Annotated in this window: 20 protein-coding genes; 11 read left to right on the forward strand and 9 right to left on the reverse strand. The window is 53.1% G+C overall.

Annotated features, from left to right (window positions below; genetic code table 11):
• Nucleotides 1–100 precede the first annotated feature (100 nt).
• Together mobB and mobA are read right to left on the reverse strand one after the other, a co-directional pair.
• On the reverse strand, nucleotides 101–604 hold the full coding sequence (mobB, locus tag KVT28_RS22955; protein ID WP_101760727.1) for a molybdopterin-guanine dinucleotide biosynthesis protein MobB: 504 nt from the start codon (nucleotides 602–604) through the stop codon (nucleotides 101–103).
• Nucleotides 601–1,176, reverse strand: a complete 576-nt coding sequence (gene mobA, locus KVT28_RS22960) for a molybdenum cofactor guanylyltransferase MobA (protein WP_101760726.1) — start codon at nucleotides 1,174–1,176, stop codon at nucleotides 601–603. Before mobA ends, mobB begins: the two co-directional genes overlap by 4 nt.
• 72 nt (nucleotides 1,177–1,248) lie before the next feature.
• Between mobA and KVT28_RS22965 the strand changes: the two genes are divergently transcribed.
• From KVT28_RS22965 to polA, 4 genes are all read left to right on the forward strand, one after another.
• Nucleotides 1,249–1,524, forward strand: a complete 276-nt coding sequence (locus KVT28_RS22965; protein ID WP_101760725.1) for a YihD family protein — start codon at nucleotides 1,249–1,251, stop codon at nucleotides 1,522–1,524.
• Nucleotides 1,525–1,570: 46 nt separating this feature from the next.
• Nucleotides 1,571–2,557, forward strand: coding sequence for a serine/threonine protein kinase (locus tag KVT28_RS22970; RefSeq protein WP_217550384.1), 987 nt, complete (start codon nucleotides 1,571–1,573; stop codon nucleotides 2,555–2,557).
• A 26-nt stretch (nucleotides 2,558–2,583) separates the two neighbouring features.
• Nucleotides 2,584–3,213 (forward strand): thiol:disulfide interchange protein DsbA, encoded by a 630-nt coding sequence (gene dsbA, locus KVT28_RS22975; RefSeq protein ID WP_101760723.1) that lies wholly within the window; start codon nucleotides 2,584–2,586, stop codon nucleotides 3,211–3,213.
• 367 nt (nucleotides 3,214–3,580) lie between these two features.
• Nucleotides 3,581–6,373, forward strand: coding sequence for a DNA polymerase I (polA, locus tag KVT28_RS22980; RefSeq protein ID WP_101760722.1), 2,793 nt, complete (start codon nucleotides 3,581–3,583; stop codon nucleotides 6,371–6,373).
• 395 nt (nucleotides 6,374–6,768) lie between these two features.
• Here the strand turns inward: polA and yihA are convergent, their stop codons facing one another.
• Entirely contained in the window at nucleotides 6,769–7,410 is a 642-nt protein-coding gene (yihA, locus tag KVT28_RS22985) for a ribosome biogenesis GTP-binding protein YihA/YsxC (RefSeq protein ID WP_101760721.1), read from the reverse strand.
• A gap of 555 nt (nucleotides 7,411–7,965) precedes the next feature.
• Here yihA and yihI point away from each other — a divergent pair.
• The gene (gene yihI / locus KVT28_RS22990; protein WP_101760720.1) at nucleotides 7,966–8,487 is read left to right on the forward strand and encodes a Der GTPase-activating protein YihI; all 522 of its coding nucleotides are present in this window, start codon (nucleotides 7,966–7,968) and stop codon (nucleotides 8,485–8,487) included.
• 236 nt (nucleotides 8,488–8,723) lie between these two features.
• On the forward strand, nucleotides 8,724–10,097 hold the full coding sequence (gene hemN, locus KVT28_RS22995; protein ID WP_101760719.1) for an oxygen-independent coproporphyrinogen III oxidase: 1,374 nt from the start codon (nucleotides 8,724–8,726) through the stop codon (nucleotides 10,095–10,097).
• A gap of 51 nt (nucleotides 10,098–10,148) precedes the next feature.
• Here hemN and glnG read toward each other — a convergent pair whose 3' ends face one another.
• The 3 genes from glnG to glnA all read right to left on the reverse strand — a co-directional run bounded on the left by glnG (nucleotide 10,149) and on the right by glnA (nucleotide 14,212).
• Complete coding sequence (glnG, locus tag KVT28_RS23000) at nucleotides 10,149–11,558, reverse strand: nitrogen regulation protein NR(I) (RefSeq protein WP_008109800.1); 1,410 nt, start codon at nucleotides 11,556–11,558, stop codon at nucleotides 10,149–10,151.
• Nucleotides 11,559–11,565: 7 nt separating this feature from the next.
• Complete coding sequence (gene glnL, locus KVT28_RS23005) at nucleotides 11,566–12,615, reverse strand: nitrogen regulation protein NR(II) (protein ID WP_008109798.1); 1,050 nt, start codon at nucleotides 12,613–12,615, stop codon at nucleotides 11,566–11,568.
• A gap of 187 nt (nucleotides 12,616–12,802) precedes the next feature.
• Complete coding sequence (gene glnA / locus KVT28_RS23010) at nucleotides 12,803–14,212, reverse strand: glutamate--ammonia ligase (RefSeq protein WP_007885243.1); 1,410 nt, start codon at nucleotides 14,210–14,212, stop codon at nucleotides 12,803–12,805.
• A gap of 439 nt (nucleotides 14,213–14,651) precedes the next feature.
• Here glnA and typA point away from each other — a divergent pair, with 439 nt between their 5' ends.
• The 5 genes from typA (at nucleotide 14,652) to fabY (ending at nucleotide 19,567) form a co-directional block, all read left to right on the forward strand.
• The gene (gene typA, locus KVT28_RS23015) at nucleotides 14,652–16,472 is read left to right on the forward strand and encodes a ribosome-dependent GTPase TypA (protein ID WP_008109794.1); all 1,821 of its coding nucleotides are present in this window, start codon (nucleotides 14,652–14,654) and stop codon (nucleotides 16,470–16,472) included.
• A 184-nt stretch (nucleotides 16,473–16,656) separates the two neighbouring features.
• Entirely contained in the window at nucleotides 16,657–17,253 is a 597-nt protein-coding gene (yihX, locus tag KVT28_RS23020; protein ID WP_217550386.1) for a glucose-1-phosphatase, read from the forward strand.
• Nucleotides 17,254–18,126 (forward strand): virulence factor BrkB family protein, encoded by an 873-nt coding sequence (locus KVT28_RS23025; protein WP_101760717.1) that lies wholly within the window; start codon nucleotides 17,254–17,256, stop codon nucleotides 18,124–18,126.
• On the forward strand, nucleotides 18,123–18,560 hold the full coding sequence (gene dtd, locus KVT28_RS23030) for a D-aminoacyl-tRNA deacylase (protein WP_101760716.1): 438 nt from the start codon (nucleotides 18,123–18,125) through the stop codon (nucleotides 18,558–18,560). The genes KVT28_RS23025 and dtd overlap by 4 nt, the downstream gene beginning before the upstream one ends.
• A gap of 59 nt (nucleotides 18,561–18,619) precedes the next feature.
• Complete coding sequence (gene fabY, locus KVT28_RS23035; RefSeq protein ID WP_101760715.1) at nucleotides 18,620–19,567, forward strand: fatty acid biosynthesis protein FabY; 948 nt, start codon at nucleotides 18,620–18,622, stop codon at nucleotides 19,565–19,567.
• A 92-nt stretch (nucleotides 19,568–19,659) separates the two neighbouring features.
• On the opposite strand, the gene KVT28_RS23040 is transcribed toward fabY, so the two are convergent.
• The 3 genes from KVT28_RS23040 to KVT28_RS23050 all read right to left on the reverse strand — a co-directional run bounded on the left by KVT28_RS23040 (nucleotide 19,660) and on the right by KVT28_RS23050 (nucleotide 23,875).
• A complete protein-coding gene (locus tag KVT28_RS23040; protein WP_217550388.1) occupies nucleotides 19,660–21,339 on the reverse strand; it encodes an AsmA family protein in 1,680 nt (559 codons plus the stop codon).
• A 122-nt stretch (nucleotides 21,340–21,461) separates the two neighbouring features.
• Nucleotides 21,462–22,847, reverse strand: coding sequence for an NCS2 family protein (locus KVT28_RS23045; RefSeq protein WP_008109781.1), 1,386 nt, complete (start codon nucleotides 22,845–22,847; stop codon nucleotides 21,462–21,464).
• A gap of 92 nt (nucleotides 22,848–22,939) precedes the next feature.
• Nucleotides 22,940–23,875 (reverse strand): zinc-binding alcohol dehydrogenase family protein, encoded by a 936-nt coding sequence (locus KVT28_RS23050; RefSeq protein ID WP_217550390.1) that lies wholly within the window; start codon nucleotides 23,873–23,875, stop codon nucleotides 22,940–22,942.

Below are 23,875 nucleotides of genomic sequence, written 5' to 3' on the forward strand. Positions count from 1 at the left end.
TGCGAGAGTAGGGAACTGCCAGGCATCAAATAAGTGAAGAAGCCCCGGACGAAAGTCCGGGGCTTTTTTACGTCTGAATGTTAGCTAAAAACTGGCTATTTCAACGCTTTTTAAGCCACTGAACAATAAAATCGGCAACCTGCATTGGCTGATTAATATCCAATATGGGCAAATTCAGTTCCATATCCTCATCAGTAGCGACGGCAATCACATACTGATCCAGCAAATCCTTAATCTCACCTTTAACGCCACGCCGCCAAAGTGCAATTTTGGGGACCGGCTCATCTTTGAAGCCCTCGACCAGCACCAGATCCAACGTTGAGATATCCATCTGTGATGCTAATTGCATTAGGCTTAAAGGCTTATTAGGTGATTCAACCATCAATGCCCAGCGCTGATTACTGGCGACGATCACCTGATCCGCCCCAGCTTTACGCAGCAAATAACTGTCTTTCCCCGGCGTATCGATATCCATCTGATGATGTGTGTGCTTAATTAAGCCTGATCGAATCCCCTGAGTTTTGAGAAGTGGAATGACTTGCTCAAGCAAAGTGGTTTTTCCTGTCCCGCTCCATGCGGAAATCGCCAGTAAGCGCACACTCATAAATACTTTTCCTCATTCATGAGATCGTCTGGCGTATTGATATTGCGGAACGCAGATTCTGGGTCTGAAAACGCAATAGCATGCCCGCCATGCTCATGTAAGAACTGCATTAAACGTCGCTCGCCGCGCAGTAGCCAGGTTTCAAGATCATCAGCCAATGCGCAATTGACCAGCGCTAAGGCTGGATGATCACGCTGGGAGGATTTCACCCACACAGCGGGCGCATCATTACGCTGTTGCCACAGACGCGCGACAAAGTCATTGGGGATCCATGGCGTATCACAAGCGCAGAAAGCGACCCATTCGTTTTTACTGCTGCGTAAACCACTGAGCATGCCAGCCAGCGGTCCGGGATAATCGGGCAATGTATCGATAACCACCTGACAACCGCTTGCCTGATAGCGATCAATGTTACGGTTAGCGCTTATCAACACAATATTGACCTGCGGCCGGAATCGCCGCAAAACGTGCTGATAAAGGTGTTCACCCTGTAACATCAATAACCCCTTATCCTGGCCTCCCATACGACTGCCTTGGCCACCCGCGAGGATCACGCCGGTAAATGCTGTCATATTCGTCTCCTTGCTTCATTCTGGACGATACTTACTTAGCGGCAGCGTACCATCTGCATAAAGGAATCAATGATGAAATATCACCGACTCAATGAACTGCTCGAGCTTCTGCAACCCGCATGGCAGAAGGATGCCGATCTCAACTTGCTGGCATTTTTGCAAAAACTGGCGCAGGAATCTGGTTTCAGTGGCCCATTAAGTGAATTAACCGATGATGTATTGATTTACCATCTCAAAATGCGTGACACAGATAGCCAGAGTGCCATTCCCGGCCTGAAAAAGGATTATGAAGTGGACTTCAAGACCGCGCTATTACGTGCACGCGGTGTGATTAAGGATGATGAGTAATGTTATCCTTGCGCATTAATCGCAAAGGTAACACACAGGCAAAAAGATGAGCGAAGCCGCCTTTAATTTCCAGACGTTGAATCCCGATGTCATCCTTGATGCACTTTGGGATGCGGGTCTGCGTGTCGAATCAGGCTTAACCGCCCTCAATAGCTATGAAAACCGCGTCTATCAGTTCAGCGACGATGATAAACGCCGCTATGTGGCTAAGTTTTATCGTCCGCAGCGCTGGAGCGCACAACAGATCCTTGAAGAGCATCAGTTCACTCAGGATTTATTAGAGGATGAAGTGCCGGTTGCCGCGCCGCTCGTTCTGCAGGGCAGCACGTTGAATCATCATGCCGGCTTCATGTACGCGGTCTTCCCCAGTTTAGGCGGACGGCAGTATGAAACCGATAACGAGGATCAGATGGAATGGGTTGGCCGCTTTCTGGGGCGCATCCATCAAACCGCAAAGCAAAGCCTGTTTCAGCAGCGACCCACTTTCGGCCTTGAAGAGTATATTTTTCAACCGCGTCGGGAGCTGGAACAAAGCGCGTTAGTACCGGCTTCACTTAAAGACTTACTGCTTGCTGCCGTTGATAAGCTCAGCGCGACGCTGCAGCAGCGCTGGCATAGCCATTGGCAGCCGTTAAGGTTGCACGGCGATTGCCATCCCGGCAATATTCTGTGGCGTGAAGGCCCGATGTTTGTCGATCTTGATGATGCCCGTAACGGGCCAGCAGTGCAGGATTTATGGATGCTGGTTAATGGCGATCGACAGGAAAAATTGATTCAATGGGACATTTTGCTGGAAGCCTATAATGAATTCGGTGATTTTGATTTACATGAATTGTCACTGATTGAACCTTTACGCGCTATGCGCATGGTTTATTATTTGGCCTGGGTAGTACGCCGCTGGCAGGATCCCGCTTTTCCGCGCGCCTTCCCCTGGATGACAGATGAGGATTTTTGGCGCCGGCAGATTGCATTATTTATCGAGCAGGAAAGGCTGTTACACGAACCGCCGTTGCAGCTTAGCCCGCAATATTAATGAAGTACTCAGGAGATTGTTTCACGATGAAAAAGATCATGTTTGCGCTGGTAGGTTTAATGCTGGCATTTGGCGCCTCGGCGGCACAGTTTAACGATGGTAAGCAGTTCGTTACGTTGCCAAAGCCAGTGGCGGGTGAGCCGCAGGTTCTGGAGTTCTTCTCCTTCTTCTGCCCACATTGCTACCAGTTCGAACGCGTTTATCACGTGAGCGAGGCAGTGAAAAAGAACCTGCCGGCGGACACGAAAGTGACCAAATACCACGTTGATTTCCTTGGTGGTCAATTCGGTCCGGTTGTCACTCAGGCATGGGCTGTTGCCATGGCGCTAGGCGTAGAAAGCAAAGTTACTGCACCGATTTTCGACGGTATTCAGAAAACCCAAACCGTTACCGATGCAGCAAGCCTGAAAGAGACTTTTATTAAAGCGGCGGGTATCTCTTCAGAAGATTACGATGCAGCGTGGAATAGCTTCGCAGTAAAAGCGCTGGTTGCGCAGCAGCAGAAAGCAGCAGCAGACGTCAATCTGCAAGGTGTGCCAGCGATCTTCGTTAACGGCAAATATATGGTTAACAACGGCGGCCTGGATACCAGCTCAATGGACAACTTCGTTGCTGATTACGCCAATGTAGTGAAGTTCCTGGTAGAAAAGAAGTAATTTAGTTTTTAGAACGCCGGTACTGCCGGCGTTTTTTATTGCCTTCATTCTCTTATTTGTGCGATGTATTTATTAACCCTTCGCTTAATATCCACATGGACGATCGTCTTTTCATTAGGGCGAGCAAGATCACAATAAGTATTTAACTTGCTGATATAAATGAATTTTTAATATTAAAGTAATTGCAATTAACGTAAATAACAATACGTTATGATTTTTACGCACAAACTTATCCACAGTTTGATCCTTGCGATCCGTGCCGCGTAACGACGAAAAAGATCCTGACTTCCCCGAGTGCATTCAACATTCTCCTCTGGTTGTGGCATCCTTATAGCCCTCATTATCGCAACGAAGAAAATACGAACCTATGGCGCAAATTGCAGAAAATCCCCTGATTCTGGTCGACGGCTCATCTTATCTGTACCGTGCATATCATGCCTTTCCGCCGCTAACGAACAGTGCAGGCGAGCCAACTGGCGCCATGTATGGTGTGCTCAACATGTTGAAAAGCCTGTTGATGCAGTATCAGCCAAGCCATGTGGCTGTGGTCTTCGATGCGAAAGGCAAAACCTTCCGCGATGAGCTTTTTGAACACTACAAATCGCACCGTCCGCCGATGCCAGACGATCTGCGTGCGCAGATTGAGCCGCTGCATGAAATGGTGAAGGCGATGGGCCTGCCGCTGTTGGCGGTATCTGGCGTTGAGGCGGATGACGTTATCGGTACGCTGGCGCTAGAGGCGGAAAAACTCGGCCGTCCGGTGTTGATCAGCACCGGCGATAAAGATATGGCGCAGTTAGTGACGCCTGCGATTACCTTGATCAACACCATGACGAATACCGTGCTCGGTCCGGAAGAGGTCGAGCAGAAATATGGCGTGCCGCCAGCACTGATTATCGATTTCCTCGCCATGATGGGCGACAGCTCCGATAACATTCCAGGCGTGCCGGGAGTCGGTGAGAAAACCGCGCAGGCGTTGCTGCAAGGCTTGGGCGGTATGCAGTCAATCTATGACAATCTCGATAAAGTGGCCGATCTCTCGTTCCGCGGTGCGAAAACCATGGCGGCGAAGCTGGAGCAAAATCGCGACGTCGCGTTCGTGTCTTATCAGCTGGCAACCATCAAAACCGACGTTGAGTTGGATCTGACCTGCGATCAGCTTGTCGTCAATGAACCTAATGTCGAAGCGCTGCAAACCTTGTTTAGCCGTTATGAATTTAAGCGCTGGATCACCGATTTGCAGGATGGTTCATGGCTGCAACAAGGTAAGAAGAGCAACGCGCAGGCTAAGAAACCGCAGCTCAGCGAACCTGCTGCGCCCGCTGCCCAAGCGACCAGCGTGCTCTCTGCGGATGGCTACGTCACTATCCTCGATGAAGCGACATTTGCCGCATGGCTCAAAAAGCTGAAAAGCGCCGAGCTCTTCGCTTTCGATCTTGAGACCGACTCGCTGGATACCTTAAGCGCCAATATTGTCGGCATTGGTTTTGCCGTCGCGCCGGGCGAAGCAGCTTATCTGCCGGTTGCCCATGATTATCTGGATGCGCCAGATCAGCTGGATCGCAGCGAAGTGCTGAAGCAGCTAAAACCGCTGCTGGAGGATGGTAACGCGGCGAAGGTTGGTCAGAACCTCAAATACGATCGCGGCGTGCTGAAGAATTACGACATTGAACTGAACGGCATCAAATTTGACACCATGCTGGAATCTTATTGCCTGAACAGCGTGGGCGGAAAACACGATATGGATAGTCTGGCCGCGCGCTGGCTAAACCATAAAACGGTGACTTTCGAAGAGATCGCGGGTAAAGGCAAAAATCAGCTCACATTTAATCAGATTGCTATCGAACAAGCGGGCCACTACGCGGCGGAAGATGCCGATGTCACGCTGCAATTGCATCTGAAAATGTGGGAGAAACTGGAGCCGGAAGCGGGGCCGAAACAGGTATTTGAAGAGATCGAAATGCCGTTGTTGAAGGTGATATCGCGGATTGAGCGCAACGGCGTGCTGATTGACCAGAATATCCTGGCCAAACACTCGCAGGAGCTGACCACGCGTGTGGCCGAGCTGGAGCTGAAAGCGCACGAGCTGGCAGGCGAACCGTTTAACCTCTCTTCACCTAAACAGCTGCAAACCATTTTGTTTGAAAAGCAGGGTATTAAACCGACCAAGAAAACGCCGGGCGGCGCGCCGTCGACCAGCGAAGAAGTGCTGGCTGAACTGGCTCTCGATTATCCACTGCCGAAAGTAATTCTGGAACATCGTGGTTTATCAAAGTTGAAATCGACTTACACCGATAAGCTGCCACTGATGATCAATCCGCTTACCGGCCGCGTACATACATCCTATCATCAGGCGGTAACGGCGACGGGACGACTCTCGTCTACCGATCCTAACCTGCAGAATATCCCGGTGCGCAACGAAGAAGGGCGCCGAATCCGCCAGGCGTTTGTCGCCGGATCGGGCAATCGTATTGTCGCCGCGGACTACTCACAGATTGAACTGCGTATCATGGCGCATCTGTCGCAAGACAAAGGCCTGCTGGATGCGTTTGCCCAGGGCGAAGATATCCACCGTGCCACCGCATCAGAAGTGTTTGGTGTGGCGTTAAGCAAAGTTTCAGGTGAGCAGCGTCGCAGTGCCAAGGCGATCAACTTTGGTCTGATCTACGGAATGAGCGCGTTTGGTCTTTCCCGCCAGCTCAATATCGGTGCGGGTGAGGCGAAGAAATACATGGATCTCTACTTTGAACGCTATCCGGGCGTGCTGCGTTATATGGAAGAGACGCGCGCGAAGGCAGCAGAGAAAGGCTATGTAGAAACGCTCGATGGTCGTCGTTTGTGGCTGCCTGATATCACCTCCAGCAATGCGATTCGTCGTAAAGCGGCGGAGCGAGCGGCGATTAATGCCCCAATGCAAGGCACGGCGGCAGACATCATCAAACGCGCGATGATTGCGGTGGATGGCTGGCTGTTGGAGCAAAAAGACGATGCCGTGCGCATGATTATGCAGGTACACGATGAACTGGTGTTTGAGATCCGCAGCGATGCAGTGGATAGCGCCATTAAGACCATCCGTGATCTGATGGAGAACAGCATTAAGCTGGATGTGCCGCTGCAGGTGGAAGTAGGCACCGGCGATAACTGGGATGAGGCACACTGATCATGCTGATTCAGCGGTATTTGCGTGCCGCTGGCATCATCATAAGAAAAAAGTTTACTTAATCGGTTCAGCAACCTCACAAAGCGGTCTATTAAATGCGCGTTTTGTAACTGCCTATCGGCTAAGCATTTTTTTAGTAATTAAACTACATCGAACGCGTGAAAGTGTGATGAGCTTAGTAAAAAAGATGTCGAATCCTGAAACTTAACAACAAAAAACCCTTTGTAGGGCGCTGAAAATCAGGTAGAGTTTGTCGCGTAGGGTACAGAGGTAAGATGTTCTATCTTTCAGACCTTTTACTTCACGTAATCGGATTTGGCTGAATATTTAGCCGCCCCAGTCATTTATGACTGGGGCGTTTTTTATTGGGCTTTTTCTCAAAAGCCGCAACAAAATCACTCTGCTGTTTCTTCGCCGTCGCCTTCTTGCGCTGGCTCTAGTTCGCTAAACCAGCTGTCCAGCTTCTTACGCACAATATCAACGCCCATCTTCTTCAGCGACGAGAACATTTCCACCTGCACATCACCGTTAAAGGCCAGCGACGCTTCGCGCACCATCGTCAGTTGTGCTTTACGTGCGCCGGATGCCAGTTTGTCGGCTTTGGTCAGTAAGACCAGCACGGGAATCTGGCTCTGCACGGCCCATTCAATCATGTTCTGATCGAGGTCTTTCAGCGGATGGCGAATATCCATCAATACCACCAGACCCTTCAGCGCCTGACGTTTTTGCAAATATTCCGCCAGCGAGCGCTGCCATTTGCGCTTCATCTCTTCCGGAACCTGGGCATAGCCATAACCGGGTAAATCGACCAGACATTTACCTTCAACCACTTCAAACAGGTTAATCAGCTGAGTACGACCTGGCGTTTTACTGGTACGGGCCAGACCTTTTTGGTTAGTGATGGTGTTCAGCGCGCTGGATTTGCCTGCATTTGAGCGCCCGGCAAAAGCAACTTCAATACCCACATCCGCCGGTAAGTGGCGAATATCGGGGGCGCTGAGCATGAAATGGGTCATGTGATAGTTCAAAGCAGACAAAGTGAAACTCCAGCAAAATGAATCGGGCAATTGGGCTGATTATACCTGTAATGGCGCAAAAGTGCCCGATAGCGTCCAAATGCGCCATTTTGTAAGAGATCTATGATTTTTACTGCCAGCGATTACCGCTTCATGGAATATTAACAATCCATTTAGATGTTATATTTCAATGATTTGAAATTATTATAGGAAATACCACTCTAAAATAGAGACAAGTCTCACTTGTTCATTTTACCTATTAGTCTACATTTGTTGTCAGTGCACGGCAGCACCCATCAGGATGATGAGCTCAGGAGTGTCGGGGATGACCAAGAGCATGGCGGGAAGCGATTCAGGCAGGAATCGAACAAGGACAGGGATTAATCGCAGGAGCGATGTGGCGATGGAGCAACCGGGACGTTGTGAGCCGTAAAGGATTTATTCAGTGTTTCCTTCATATGAAGGTGCGATAAAAGGCGATAGCATAGGCTATCGCCTTTTTTCTTTGCTTACTTTCTGCTAGATTTCGCCGCAATTCTATACTGAACTCACAAAGCACCGCCGAGACCGGACACCATGAAGCAACCTGCATCAGCCCCGCGTGGCAAACCTGCTGCGAAAGCCAAACGCAAATCGCGTGAAGACCTTAATCAAGAAGCGCGCGATCGCAAACGCGATAAAAAACATAGCGGCCATAAATCTGGCAGCCGCGCCAATCCTGAAACGCAAGCCGCTGGCAAAGGTCAGGGTAAAAAAGCTCAGGATCCACGCCTGGGCAGCAAAAAGCCGATCGCATTAGTTGCTGATGGTAAAACCCAGCCGGCAAAAAAGCCTGAAGCGAAACCAAAGCCAAAAGCAGAAAAAGTTCGCCTGACGCCGCAAGAAGAGCTGGCGAAGCTGGAAAATGACGAACGTCTGGATACGCTGCTGGATCGCCTGGAAAACGGTGAAACCTTGAGTGGCGAAGATCAGGCCTGGCTGGATCAAACCTTAGACCGCATCGATGAGCTGATGGAAACGCTGGGCATCGCGCTGGATGACGAAGCGGAAGATGAGCAGGCTGAAGAAGATATGATGCGCCTGCTAAAAGGTAATTAAGGCAAATTTTGATCGGCATGCGTTTTCGCGCATGCCGCGCTAAACAGGTATTCACCTATGTTTTGGCCTGGATCAATTTTCGCGCTGCTGCTGACATGTTATCTGCTCTGGTTATTGTTTAAACTACGCCGCCTGTCGCGTCTTAAGTCGCGTTTACGTCGGCGTTCAGCCCATCGCTTCGTCCACTCTTCAGCTACGCGACCCTCTCTCAGACGACGTCACCGTAAGGAGTGAGCATGTCATCGCAGCAGATTGATTGGGATCAGCGCCTCATCGAAAAATACAATTACGCTGGCCCACGTTATACCTCTTATCCCACCGCGCTCGAATTCAGTGAGAAATTTGGTGAGGCAGATTTTCAGCAAGCCGTGCAGCGCTATCCCGATCGTCCGTTATCGCTGTATGTGCACATCCCGTTTTGCCATCGGCTTTGTTATTTTTGTGGCTGCAATAAAATCGTGACGCGCCAGCTGCATAAAGCCGATCGCTACCTTGATGTGCTGGAGCAGGAAATCCGTCAACGTGCGCCCTTCTTTGCGGGCCGCTGCGTCACTCAATTGCACTGGGGTGGTGGCACGCCGACATTCCTCAACCAGCAGCAGGTGAGCCGGCTGGTGGCGCTGCTACGCGGGCATTTTACGATTGCCGATGACGTCGAAATGTCGATCGAGGTTGATCCACGTGAAATCGAACTGGAGATGATCGATCATCTGCGCGCGGAAGGTTTTAATCGCCTGAGCATGGGCGTGCAGGACTTTAATAAAGCGGTGCAGGAGCGCGTGAATCGCGTGCAGGATGAAGAAACCATCTTCGCTCTGGTGCAGCGTGCGCGTGAGCAAGGCTTCCGTTCGGTCAGCCTTGATCTGATTTATGGCTTACCGCTGCAAACGCCGGAAAGCTTCGCCTTTACTTTACAGCGCGTTATTGCACTCAATCCCGATCGCCTCAGCGTCTTCAATTATGCGCACATGCCTTCACTGTTCGCTGCGCAGCGTAAAATTAAAGATGAGGAGCTGCCAGGTGCAGCACAGAAACTGCAGATCCTGCAGGAAACCATCGCCACCTTAACCGGCGAAGGCTATCAGTTTATCGGAATGGATCACTTCGCGCGTCCGGATGATGAGCTGGCGGTGGCACAACGCGCTGGCGAACTGCATCGTAATTTTCAGGGTTACACCACACAGGGCGAAACCGATTTGCTCGGTTTGGGCGTGTCGGCCATCAGCATGCTGGGCGACAGCTATGCGCAAAATCACAAAGAGTTGAAAGCCTATTACGCAGATGTCGAGCAGCGCGGCAATGCGCTGTGGCGCGGGCTTACCTTGAGTAACGATGATTGTTTGCGCCGCGATGTGATTAAAGCCTTAATCTGTAATTTCGCACTGGATTTTGCCGCGGTAGAGGCGCAATACCCGGTTGAGTTTGAACACTATTTTGCCGAGGATTTAGCGCTGTTAGCGCCGCTGATGGCGGATGGATTGGTGGAGCAGCACGGTCGCAGCCTGCACGTTACCGGCGTTGGTCGGTTGCTGATTCGTAACATCTGTATGTGCTTCGATGTGTATATGCGCCAAAAGGTGCGCATGCAGCAATTCTCGCGAGTGATATAAAAAAACGGGGAGCCCATTCGCTCCCCGGTTTCAAAACGCAAAACGTGCGCGTTATTCCATTCCCAGCTCTTTCAACTTACGCGTCAGGGTATTTCGTCCCCAGCCGAGCAAGCGCGCCGCTTCCTGTTTGTGCCCTTGTGTATGACGCAGCGCGGTGGTGAGCAGCGTGCGCTCCATCTCCGGCTGTGCTTCCGACAACAGGTTTTGATGACCGGAACGCAAGGCGCGATCTGCCCACTGCGCCAGCAGCGTAGCCCAGCTGTCCGGCAACGATTGCACCGGATTGTCTGGCGTGCTGGATTCAAACAGTTCAGGCGGCAGATCCTGAATCAACACTTCCTGGCCAGCTGCCATCACCGTCAACCAGCGACAGGTATTTTCCAGCTGGCGCACGTTACCGGACCAATGCAGACGCGTCAGCGCGGTTTCGGTTTCGGGATGCAGAATCTTCGCTTCCACCCCTAACTCGCGTGCAGCAACCTGCAGGAAGTAACGCGCCAGGCGCGGAATATCTTCACGTCGTTCACGCAGCGGCGGCAGATGAACGCGGATCACGTTAAGACGATGGAACAAGTCTTCACGAAATTTGCCTTCCTGCACGCGCAGCTCAAGATTCTGGTGGGTTGCCGCGATGATACGCACATCCACTTTCACCGGCGCATAGCCGCCAACGCGATAAAACTGGCCATCGGCCAATACGCGCAATAAGCGGGTTTGCACATCAAGCGGCATATCACCAATTTCATCAAGGAACAGCGTGCCGCCATCGGCCTGCTCAAAACGTCCCTGACGAATCTGGTTGGCACCGGTGAACGCGCCTTTCTCGTGACCAAATAGCTCTGATTCAATCAAATCTTTGGGAATCGCCGCCATGTTCAGCGCGATAAAAGGAGATTTCGCGCGTGGACTGTGGCGATGCAGCGCATGTGCCACCAACTCTTTACCGGTACCGGATTCACCATTGATCAGCACGCTAATTGAGGAGCGTGAAAGACGACCAATGATGCGGAACACATCCTGCATTGCCGGCGCTTCGCCGATAATGTCGGTGGTTGGGCCGCTGACGGGCTGATTACGCGGCTGCTGCTGCTCCTGATAATGGCTTATCGCACGTTCAACCAGCGCGACCGCTTCATCAATATCAAATGGCTTTGGCAGGTAATCAAACGCACCTTGCTGATAAGCGCTGACGGCTGCATCCAGATCGGAGTGCGCGGTCATAATGATCACCGGAAGCATCGGATGGCGCTGCTTAATCTGTTTCAGCAGCGCAAGTCCATCCATGCCAGGCATACGAATGTCTGACAATAATACGTCTGGGGTTTTGCTTGCGAGCGCGTCCAATACCTCGTTAGCGCTGTCAAAGGTTGCACAGCTCAAACCGGCTCCAGTGAGTGCCCTTTCAAGCACCCAGCGGATGGAGCTATCGTCATCGACGATCCAGACTATCCCTCGTTGCATAGAAACCTCACTGGCGAATAGGCAGGTAAACCGAGAATTCGGTGTGACCTGGCCAACTGTTAAATTCTATTTTTCCTGAATGCTGATCGATCAGGCTACGGGCGATGGACAGACCTAAACCGGTGCCGCCTTCGCGTCCGCTAACCATCGGATAGAACAGGGTATCTTGTAGCTGGGCCGGAATGCCTGGGCCGTCATCTTCAATATCAATACGCGCGACTAAGCGGTAACGCGTGCCGTGCAGCGTGAGCTGGAAGGCGGTACGCGTACGAATCACAATGGTGCCGCCTTCATCGCCCAATGCCTGCAGCGCGTTTCGCACCACATTCAACAGCACTTGTTCAATCTGGTCGGGATCGTGCGGCAGTTCCGGCAGGCTTGGGTCGTAATCGCGCACCAGCGAAACGTTATCCGGCAGCTCCATCGACACCAGATTCACCACGCGTTCGGCAACCTGATGAATACTTTGCGTTACGTGCAAGCCCGGCTGTTGCGGGCCAAGCAGACGATCAACCAGATTACGCAGGCGGTCGGCTTGCTCAATGATGATGCGCGTATATTCATGCAGGGAAGGATCGGGTAACGCGCGAGTCAGTAGCTGCGCGGCGCCGCGTAATCCTCCCAGCGGGTTTTTAATCTCATGCGCCAGACCGCGCACTAAATCGCGGGCAGCGACCTGCTGAGCATGCTGAATTTGTTCCTGGCTAAGACGACGTTGATTATCCATCGGCGCCATTTCCAGCAGAATAAAGCCATCCGGTAAGCGCTGTGCCGTGAGCGACATAATGTGCGCGCGGCCATCAACCACCAGAGTGACTTCGCTATCGGTAAAGCCCTGGCCAGCTCCGAGACTCTCGCTCATCACCTCAATATTCAGCGAAAAATAGCCGGTTAATTCCGGTAATGGCGTGCCGAACAATTTACGTGAGCTTTGCGCCAGTAATTGCTGAGCCGCCGGATTGGCGTAATGGATAACTAAATCGTTATCGACCAGCAAAATACTGTTGATCAGGGAGTTGAGAATCTGCCCCGCGTCGGGCAGCGTGCCAGTTGCCATACAGCGTTCCTCTGCACTAATTTAGTGCATTATAGCCATTCAGGACGGAAATCTGTGCTTCGAACCATGAATGCGCGGAGTAAAAAGCCCATCCGGAGATGGGCTAAAGTTTCCACGGCAATTAAAAATCTTTCAGGCTGTTCACGTAGCAAAAAGAGTGCGTGAACAGGGAGCTGAAATTTTTAAATTAAACGCTGTAGTACAGTTCGAACTCAACTGGGTGCGGAGTCATACGCACGCGGTCAACTTCTGGCTTACGCAGTTCGATGTACGCATCGATAGCGTCATCAGTGAACACGCCGCCACGGGTCAGGAACTCGCGGTCTTCGTTCAGTGCGTTCAGCGCTTCTTCCAGAGAACCTGCAACTTTTGGAATCTCAGCTTCTTCTTCCGGTGGCAGGTCATACAGGTTTTTGTCCATCGCATCGCCAGGGTGGATCTTGTTGATAACACCATCAAGACCGGCCATCAGCAGCGCGGTGAATGCCAGGTATGGGTTAGCCGCTGGATCCGGGAAGCGTGCTTCGATACGACGTGCTTTCGGGCTGGCAACCACTGGGATACGGATAGAAGCAGAACGGTTACGGGCAGAGTAAGCCAGCATAACTGGCGCTTCGTAGCCTGGGACCAGACGCTTGTAGGAGTTGGTGGTTGGGTTCGCCAGGGCGTTGATCGCTTTAGCGTGCTTGATGATACCGCCGATGTAGAACAGAGCAGTTTCAGACAGGCCGCCGTACTTGTCGCCAGAGAACAGGTTCACGCCGCCTTTTGACAGAGACATGTGGCAGTGCATACCAGAACCGTTATCGCCGAACATTGGCTTAGGCATAAAGGTTGCCGTTTTGCCGTACGCGTGAGCAACGTTGTGCACCACGTATTTGTAGATCTGAATTTCGTCAGCTTTTTTGGTCATGGTGTTGAAGCGGGTTGCCACTTCGTTCTGACCAGCTGTGGCTACTTCGTGGTGATGTGCTTCAACCACCAGACCCATCTGCTCCATGGTCAGACACATGGCAGAACGGATGTCCTGTGCTGAGTCAACCGGTGGCACTGGGAAGTACCCGCCTTTCAGACCTGGACGGTGACCTTTGTTACCGCCTTCGTACTCTTTACCGGTGTTCCAGGCTGCTTCGATATCGTCGATAGCCACGTGTGAACCTGAAGTAGAAGAACCGAAACGGATGTCATCGAACAGGAAGAACTCTGGCTCTGGTCCAAACAGCACGGTATCCGCGATGCCTGAAGAACGCAGGAACTCTTCTGCACGCTTAGCAATGGAGCGTGGGTCACGGTCGTAGCCCTGCAGTGTGCCTGGCTCAAGGATGTCGCAACGGATGATCAGGGTCGAGTCTTCGAAGAACGGATCCATGACTGCAGTAGTTGCATCCGGCATCAGCACCATGTCTGATTCGTTAATGCCTTTCCAGCCACCGATGGAGGAGCCATCGAACATTTTGCCTTCTTCGAAGAAGTCAGCGTTAACCTGGTGAGCAGGGATAGTAACGTGCTGTTCTTTACCTTTGGTATCGGTAAAACGCAGGTCAACAAACTTAACTTCATGCTCGTTCATCATCGAGAGAACGTGTTCAGCGGACATACTCAACTCTCCTGGAAATGGTCATTATCGTCATGGTGAGAGAACTTCGTTGCCGGGAATGTGTCACGACTGCTGACCACTCCTAACCAAAGATCTCGGCAAGCTCTTTCAACCGTTTTATAACTGTCGTTTTCGCTTAAAATATATAAAGCGAATTCTGTGCCAACTTTATGACAATGGCGAAAATGGCGCTACAATGCGCCCTTTCGTGAGTCGAAGGCTGCACCAGGATGGATTGCATGCATCGTTATGGTGCGCCACAGGTGAAGTTAAGCACCAATTTGGTGCAAATTACTATCGCAGTGCAGATTAATGCACCGTAAACGGTGCTAAAAACCAGCGCTATAAGAAACTTTCGGCGAAATCTGTGATCATGTTCAGTCTTCCGCTTAATCCGTGTACAATACCGCGTTATTTCTATAATGCCTGAGGCAAAGCTGTGATCGAAAATTTGCGTAACATCGCCATCATCGCGCACGTTGACCATGGTAAGACCACCCTGGTTGACAAGCTGCTCCAACAGTCCGGTACTTTTGATGCTCGTACCGAAGCGACTGAGCGCGTAATGGACTCCAACGATTTGGAGAAAGAGCGTGGGATTACCATCCTCGCAAAAAACACCGCCATCAAATGGAATGACTACCGTATCAACATCGTTGATACCCCAGGACACGCCGACTTCGGTGGTGAAGTGGAGCGCGTCATGTCCATGGTGGATTCGGTGCTGCTGGTTGTAGATGCGATGGATGGCCCTATGCCGCAAACCCGCTTCGTAACCAAGAAAGCATTTGCTCATGGTTTGAAGCCGATTGTGGTTATCAACAAAGTTGACCGTCCGGGCGCGCGTCCTGATTGGGTTGTTGATCAGGTATTTGACCTGTTCGTTAACCTGGATGCGACTGACGAGCAGCTGGACTTCCCGATTATCTTCGCTTCGGCGCTGAACGGTATCGCGGGTCTGGAACATACCGACATGGCTGACGACATGACCCCGCTGTATCAGGCGATCGTTGACCACGTTTCTCCACCTCAGGTTGAAGTTGAAGCGCCACTGCAGATGCAGATCTCGCAGCTGGACTACAACAACTATCTGGGCGTGATCGGCATCGGCCGCATCAAGCGCGGTACCGTGAAGCCGAACCAGCAGGTCACTATCATTGATAGCGAAGGCAAAACCCGTAACGGTAAAGTCGGTAAAGTGCTGGGCCACTTGGGTCTGGAACGTATCGAAAGTACCCTGGCAGAAGCGGGCGACATCATCGCGATCACCGGTCTGGGCGAGCTGAACATCTCTGACACCATCTGCGACACGCAGAATGTGGAAGCGCTGCCAGCCCTGAGCGTCGATGAGCCAACCGTTACCATGTTCTTCAACGTGAACACCTCACCGTTCTGCGGTAAAGAAGGTAAGTTCGTGACCTCGCGCCAGATCCTGGAGCGTTTGAACAAAGAGCTGGTACACAACGTGGCACTGCGCGTTGAAGAAACCGAAGATTCGGATGCGTTCCGCGTTTCCGGTCGTGGTGAGCTGCACTTGTCGGTTCTGATCGAAAACATGCGTCGTGAAGGTTTCGAGCTGGCGGTATCCCGTCCGAAAGTTATCTTCCGCGAGCACGAAGGCCGTAAGCAGGAGCCATTCGAAAACGTGACCCTCGACATCGAAGAAACCCATCAGGGTTCTGTGATGCAAGCGATGGGTGAGCGTAAAGGCGATCTGAAAAACATGGATCCAGATGGTAAAGGCCGTGTACGTCTCGACTACATGATCCCAAGCCGTGGCCTGATCGGCTTCCGTAACGAATTCATGACCATGACTTCAGGTACTGGTCTGCTGTACTCCACCTTCAGCCACTACGACGATGTTCGTCCGGGCGAAGTGGGCCAGCGTCAGAACGGCGTGCTGATCTCGAACGGTCAGGGTAAAGCGGTAGCGTTCGCCCTGTTCGGTCTGCAGGACCGCGGCAAGCTGTTCCTCGGTCACGGTGCGGAAGTGTATGAAGGCCAGATCATCGGTATTCACAGCCGTTCTAACGATCTGACAGTAAACTGTCTGACCGGTAAGAAACTGACCAACATGCGTGCGTCAGGTACTGACGAAGCCACCACTCTGGTTCCACCGCAGAAAATGACGCTGGAACAGGCTATCGAGTTCATCGATGATGACGAACTGGTAGAAGTGACTCCGCTGTCAGTCCGTATTCGTAAACGTCATCTGACCGAGAACGATCGTAAACGTTCTTCTCGCGGCAGCAAAGAGTAAGCGAAACAGTCTGATATTGAGCCCCGCACCTGCGGGGCTTTTTTATGTCTGCAACCCGCTGCAACGCTCGCTTAATGAAGTTTGCCTCCGCCTCCAGATTACTGAATTCCCGCCCCTCGTCCCTGTTCAGCTCCCACTTTTGCCGCTAAAGTGAATGATCCAGGGAACGAAAAGGAGAGGCGTCATGCTGTACATCTTTGATTTAGGCAATGTGATTGTTGATATCGATTTCAATCGTGTGCTCGGCGTCTGGAGCGACTTAGGGCGCGTGCCGTTATCCACGCTACAAAGTCGTTTCCGCATGGATGAGGCTTTTGAGAAACACGAACGTGGCGAAATCAGCGATCCAGAATTCGCTGCGCGCATTTGCGACCAGCTGGATATCGCGTTGAGCTATCCGCAATTCACCGCTGGCTGGCAGGCGGTCTTTGTCGGCGTGCGTCCGGAAACGTTGGCGATCATGAACAAGCTGCGTGCCAATGGCGAGCGCGTGGTGATCCTGTCCAATACCAATCAGCTGCACTTCGAGTTCTGGCCAACCCAATATCCCGATGTTCAACAGGCGGCCGATCGTCTTTATATGTCGCAGGATATCGGCATGCGTAAGCCGGAAGCGCGCATCTACAACTATGTGCTGCAGCACGAAGGTTATCAGGCCGATCAGGCGGTATTTTTCGATGATAATCAGGCCAATATCGACGCTGCGCGCGCACTCGGCATTGAAAGCGTGCTGGTGGTTGATGAGAAAACTGTGCCGGACTGGTTTGCGGGTCGTCTCTGAGTGCTGAACCATCGACATCTGCGCCACTCGGCGCATGCCTTTTATTTGTGGGTAAAACTGCTGTGGCGACGCGTTGACGATGACAACATGACGACGCAGGCGGGTAATCTCGCCTACGTCTCATTGCTGGCATTGGTGCCGCTGATTGCCGTGGTGTTCGCTCTGTTTGCTGCTTTTCCGATGTTCTCGGACATCAGCGTGCAGTTGAAGAACTTCATCTTTACCAACTTCATTCCGGCAACGGGCGACGTGATTCAGCGTTATCTCGATCAGTTTGTCGCCAACGTCAATAAGATGACGGCGGTCGGCATTGTGGGGTTGATCGTCACCGCGCTGCTGCTGATGCATTCGGTGGACAGCGCATTGAACGCCATCTGGCGCAGCGATAAACCGCGTCCAATGGTCTACTCCTTTGCTGTTTACTGGATGATCTTAACGCTGGGCCCGCTGTTGGCCGGCGCAAGTTTAGCGCTCAGCTCCTATCTGCTGTCGCTGCGCTGGGTGAACGTCACGGGCGTCACCAGCTTGATCGATCATCTGCTGCGCATATTCCCGCTGTGCCTCTCGATCCTCGCTTTCTGGCTGCTGTATAGCATTGTGCCGACGCGGCGCGTGCCGACGCGTGATGCACTGATCGGCGCCATTGTTGCCGGATTGCTGTTCGAGCTGGGTAAAAAAGGCTTTGCGCTCTATGTTACGATGTTCCCTTCGTATCAGTTAATTTACGGCGTTCTGGCGGTCATCCCCATTCTGTTCCTTTGGGTTTACTGGTCGTGGTGTATTGTGTTGTTAGGCGCGGAAATCACCGTCACGCTGGATGACTATCGCCAGCTAAAACAGCAGGAACGCGAAAAAGAACGTGAGGAAACATGATTGCTTTGATTCAGCGCGTCAGCCGCGCCAGTGTCAGCGTTGACGACGCGACAGTGGGCGAAATTGGCGCCGGCTTGCTGGTGTTATTGGGTGTGGAAAAGGGCGACGATGAACAAAAAGCGCAGCGATTAACCGAGCGCGTGCTGGGCTACCGCATCTTTGCGGATGAGAACGACAAAATGAATCTCAATGTGCAGCAGGCAGGTGGCAGCGTGCTGGTGGTGTCGCAATTCACGCTCGCCGCAGATACCAATAAAGGTATGCGTCCCTCTTTCTCTGGCGGCGCAGAACCGGCGGAAGCCGAGCGCCTCTATGAATACTTTAGCGATTGCTGCCGAGCACAGGGCGTGGCCACCGCAAACGGGCGCTTCGCCGCCAATATGCAGGTTTCGTTGGTAAACGATGGTCCGGTGACCTTCTGGTTACAGGTGTGAGGGTTTCAGCCGAGCGGCAAGGACTTAGCCACGCAAGCTTCGAACGAGAGAATCACTTTATGTATCATCTTCGCGTACCGCAAACGGCGGAAGAACTGGATATGTATTACCAGTTCCGCTGGGAAATGTTACGAAAGCCGCTGCGTCAGCCGCAGGGTTCTGAGCGTGATGCCTGGGATGCGCTGGCGCATCATCAAATGGTGGTGGATGAGCAAGGCAAACCGGTGGCAATCGGCCGTCTGTACATCAATGCCGAGAACGAAGCCGCGATTCGCTTCCTCGCCGTGCATCCTTCGGTGCAGGGCAAAGGTCTTGGCACGCTGGTGGCGATGACGCTGGAATCAGTCGCGCGTCAGGAAGGGGCAAAACGCGTCACTTGTAGCGCGCGTGAAGACGCCGTCGAATTCTTTGCCAAGCTCGGCTACGTCAATCAGGGCGAAATCACCGCGCCGCAAACCACGCCGGTGCGTCACTTCCTGATGATTAAACCGGTTGTGACGCTCGACGATATTCTGCATCGCGCCGACTGGTGCGGACAGCTGCAACAAGCCTGGTACGAGCACATTCCGCTGAGTGAAAAAATGGGCGTGCGCATTCTGCAATATACCGGGCAGAAATTCGTTACCACCATGCCCGAAGCGGGCAACCAGAATCCCCATCACACCCTTTTTGCGGGCAGCTTGTTCTCGCTCGCCACGCTCACCGGTTGGGGTTTAATTTGGCTGCTGCTGCGCGAGCGCCATCTCGGTGGCACCATTATTCTGGCGGATGCGCATATTCGCTACAGCAAACCGATCAGCGGCCGTCCGGGCGCGATTGCCGATCTCGGCTCGCTCAGCGGCGATCTTGATCGTCTGGCGCGTGGCCGCAAAGCGCGCGTGCAGATGGAAGTGGAGCTGTTTGGGGATGATGAGCTGGGCGCGGTATTCGAAGGTGTGTATATCGTGCTGCCCGCCGATTCTGACGGAGCACTGGAAGAGGGCGGCTCCGGCGCCCGTATCGATTAGTCCTGCAATTTTTTTACATACTGTAGCGGCGCAATTTATTGCGCATCGCTTTTTAAAGTCAAAAGAGCGCAATGAATCGCGCCGCTACAGAATTATTGCACTTGCCCGCCCCGCATCGTTTGCTGTACAGCTTGGGCATCGGTGGTTACCGACAAGGTGCCATCCACGCTGGGGCGCAGCGGCACGCTGGCGTTCAGCGAACCTTTCAGCTGCAGCTGTAAATTACTGTTACCGCTCAACTGCAGCGTTGGCCAACCCCAATTGCCCAGCACGTTTGCCGGCACAGCCTGGCCTTTCAGATTCAGCGTCAACGGACGTTGCGCGTCCTGCCCAACCGTTGCTGATCCTTCCAGTAAACCGCTGCCGTTAAAGGCGCTCAATTCCGTTACCTGAATCTGTTGATCGTTGGCATTCAGCGCAATGGACGGATGACGCAGATCGGTGCGATTGAAGGTGGCTTCGGCCGCGTTGAAGCTGGCTTTACCGGACCAGATTCCCCACTGATGTTGACGCGCCAGTAGCAGATTATTCGCGCTGCCATCCAGTGACGTCATCTGGAACGGGAACGCCGGATTGATATCAATAATCAGGTTACGGTTGGCAGTAGCGCGGGTTATTAGCACGCTATCCAGCCAGTCCGGTAAGGTTTGCTGCCAGCGTTCACGCCAGTTTTGCGGCAAAGTATATTCCAGCCCGGCGATCGCCAGTTCATCCAGCGTCAGACGTTTGTCGCTGCGCGTCCAGTTGCCACTGGCGCGCACCACGCCATTCACCCAGCGCGAACTGAACTGCGTCAGCGCGATGCCCTGCGCCGAGAATTCGGCATTGACGATAGGATCGTTGAGCTCAAAGCCACCGTTAATAAAATTCCCGGCATTCATGGAGAGAGAACCGCCATCGCTTTCCCAATCATCGCCGCGCAGGGTGACATTTTTCAGGGTTAAATCGAGATCGGTCACCGCCCAGTCAGGTCCTTGCAGGCGCGCATCGGTCATATCCAGACGGTTGATGCTCACAGAAGGCACAGCGCGCAGCGGATTGAGGAAGTCGCTCAGGCTTTGATGGGTTTGCAGGCGGATATCGTTGAGGCGCAGTTGGTCGATCTTCCAGTTGCCCTGCGCATCGCGCTCGGCGTTGCCGGTCATCGAACCGCGCGCCAGATCGGCGCCGATATTGCTCAGCACCAGACGACGTTGCTTGATACTGCCCTGCAGCAGCACGTTGTTACCCGGTACGCCATCCAGCGTCAGGGTGCCGGCGCTGATCTGAAACTGCGCATCGCTGCCCAGCACGTCGTTAGGCAGCGGTTTCCACGGCAGAAGACCGCCGTTCACGCGCTGAGCGGTCATCGGCAATGCGCTGTGCGGATTCTCAATACGCACATTATTCAGCTGCAGGCGATTGGCCTGAATCGGCAGCGTGGTATCGGGCGCTTGATTGGCGAGATTGATTTCACCGTCGCGCACTTCGATGCTGTTGAAGTGCAGTGGATCGCTGAACTGAACCAGCGCCAGGCCAAGATCAACGCGTTTCGCCACCAACACGGCGGGCTGACCATCATGACCAAAGCTGAAGTCATCGAGAATGATATGCGAAGGGGAGGAGAAGTCGTGCTCAATCTTGCTGAGAGAGAGATGCCAGGCGGTTTTATCGCTTACCCAGCGGCTAAACCAACCTGCGCCCCATTGTGTTTGTAGCAACACATACAGCACTACCAGCGCCAGCAGAATTAGCAGCAGTAAGGTAAGGAAAAACTTGCCTAAAAATTTCATCGCACTCATCCATCCCGATATTTATCCGGTGAGTGGTTGTTATGCCTGAATTACCGTTACAGCTCAACAGCCTGGATGTAAATGCGGATAAATATCAGGCAGGCCGAAGCCTGCCTGCAGGATTACTTTTCTTGCGGGAAGATCAGGTTCAGCACGATGGCGGTAATACCACCGGCCGCAATGCCAGATGAAAGCAGGGTTTTCAGCCAGTCCGGGGCAAATTGCAGAATCAGCGGCTGCTGAGAAACGCCCAAACCTACCGCCAGCGACAGCGCGATAATCATGATGGCACGACGATTCAGCGGTTCACGCGAAACGATGCGCACGCCAGATGCGGCGATGGTACCAAACATCACAATGGTGGCACCGCCCAGCACCGGTTCTGGAATATGCTGCACAAAACCACTCACGGCTGGGAACAGGCCAAGCACGATCAGCATCAGCGCCACGACAAAGCCTACATAGCGGCTGGCAACGCCGGTAAGCTGAATCACGCCGTTGTTCTGGCCAAAACAGGAATTCGGGAAGGTGTTGAACAGCGCTGAGACAAAGGAGTTAAGACCGTTGGCCAACACGCCGCCTTTCAGACGCTTCATATACAGCGGGCCACTTACCGGCTGCTCGGAAACATCAGAAGTCGCGGTGATGTCGCCGATGGTTTCCAGCGAGGTCACCATAAACACCAACATCAGCGGGATCAGCAGATTCCAGTCAAAGCCCAAGCCGTAGTAGAGCGGCGATGGCACGGCAATCAGCGGCTGATCGGCTGGCGTGCTGGTGGCGGGCAGCATATCCAGCGCCCAGGCCAGCGCATAACCTACCGCCATCGCGATCACCAGCGAAGCCACGCGCAGATAAGCATTACGCTGACGATTAAGCAGGATAATCACCACCAATACCGAAGCCGCCAGCAACAAGTTTTTCGGAGCGCCAAACGTGTGATCGCTCATCGCCGCAAAGCCGCCGCCGATGGAGGTCAAACCGACCTGAATCAGCGACAGGCCAATAATCATCACCACAATGCCGGAAACCAGCGGCGTAATGATGCGGCGCGCCAGGTGCAACACGCGTGACAGCACCATTTCGGTACAAGACGCCACCATCAGCGTGCCAAACAGCGCCGCCATCATGGTCGGCACATCAACGCCACCATTTTTCAGCGCCATGCCGCCCATGATCAGCGGCGTCACGAAGTTAAAGCTGGTGCCCTGAATCGACAACAGGCCAGAGCCCACGGGTCCCCAGGTTTTGATTTGCAGAATGGATGCCACGCCCGAGGCAAACAGCGACATGCTGATGATGTGTTGCGTGTCCTGTGCCGGTAAACCCAGCGCCTGGCAAATCAGCAGCGCAGGCGTAATCACCGCGACAAACATCGCCAACAAATGCTGACAGGCAGCAAACAAGGTTTGCGGTAACGGTGGACGGTCTTCGAGGCGGTAAATCAGTTCACTTTTCGGGCTTGCAGCGCTGGCAGGCTGGCGAGTTTCAGCGGTGTTGACGGACATGGTGGACGTTCTCAATTACAACAAAGGGGCGATTTTAAACGGTTGCGTTGTGAAAGCAATCGTTTGCAATGCCCCTTTTTACTTCCGTTGATCTAAAGCGTAAACACCGTACGGCAACGGCTGTCATCTTCCTGCCACGCCAGCGCGACGTCGCTCAGCGAGCGCATCTGGAAGGCGATCGAAAAATCGCTCTCGGCGGCGGCCGTCAGCATTTCGCCGATGCAGGCGATCAACTCATTATCCGACACGCTACCGAGGCCGCTGCCCATTAATGTCAGCCCGGACGAGCGCAGCAGTTTGCTGTGCAGGGTAATTTCCTGTCCGCTTAAGGAACCGATTTGTACAAAGCGTACCGTTTTCTCTCCGCCCGCTACGGCGGCGTGCATGATATCGAGTGCGCTCTGGCCCCACAGATAATCGAGTACCACATCAACACCTTCTTTCATCAACGCCGGTAACGCGTCCGGCAATTCATCCAGCGTGAAAGTGAGGTCGGCGCCCTGCGCGAGCAGTTGATCCAGCGCGGCGCGATTACGACCGGTGGCGATAATTTTTCCTGCACCCAGATGCTGTGCGATACGCACCGCTAAACCGCCCGACGTACCGGTTGCGCCATTGATCAATACGGTTTCACCAGTGCGCAGCTGGGCGCGTCGGGTTAATGCCGCCCAGGATGACATGCCCGGATTCGCCAGCGCAGCGGCCAGCACCGGATCCAATTTCGGCGGCAACGAAACGATGCTGTCGGCGGGCACTAAGGTTCTCTCCGCCATGCTGCCCCAAGGTGCATTAAAGGCAAGGAAGTAAACCGGATCGCCATTACTCAGCGTGCCGGTACCATCAATGCCGGTAATAAAGGGATAGTGCGCGGCCGCGCTGTAATGTGTTCCGGCGGCGCGTGCTTTTGCCAGCTGGCTAACGGCGGCGGCTTTCACTGTTACCACCACATGGCTTTCATCAGCCTGCGGTTCAGGAAAATCACCGTAAACGGGCAGTTCACCTGCCGCGGAAACTATCGCTGCTTTCAT

It is taken from the genome of Pantoea sp. GbtcB22 (genome assembly GCF_019091025.1).
Lineage (GTDB): Bacteria > Pseudomonadota > Gammaproteobacteria > Enterobacterales > Enterobacteriaceae > Pantoea > Pantoea leporis.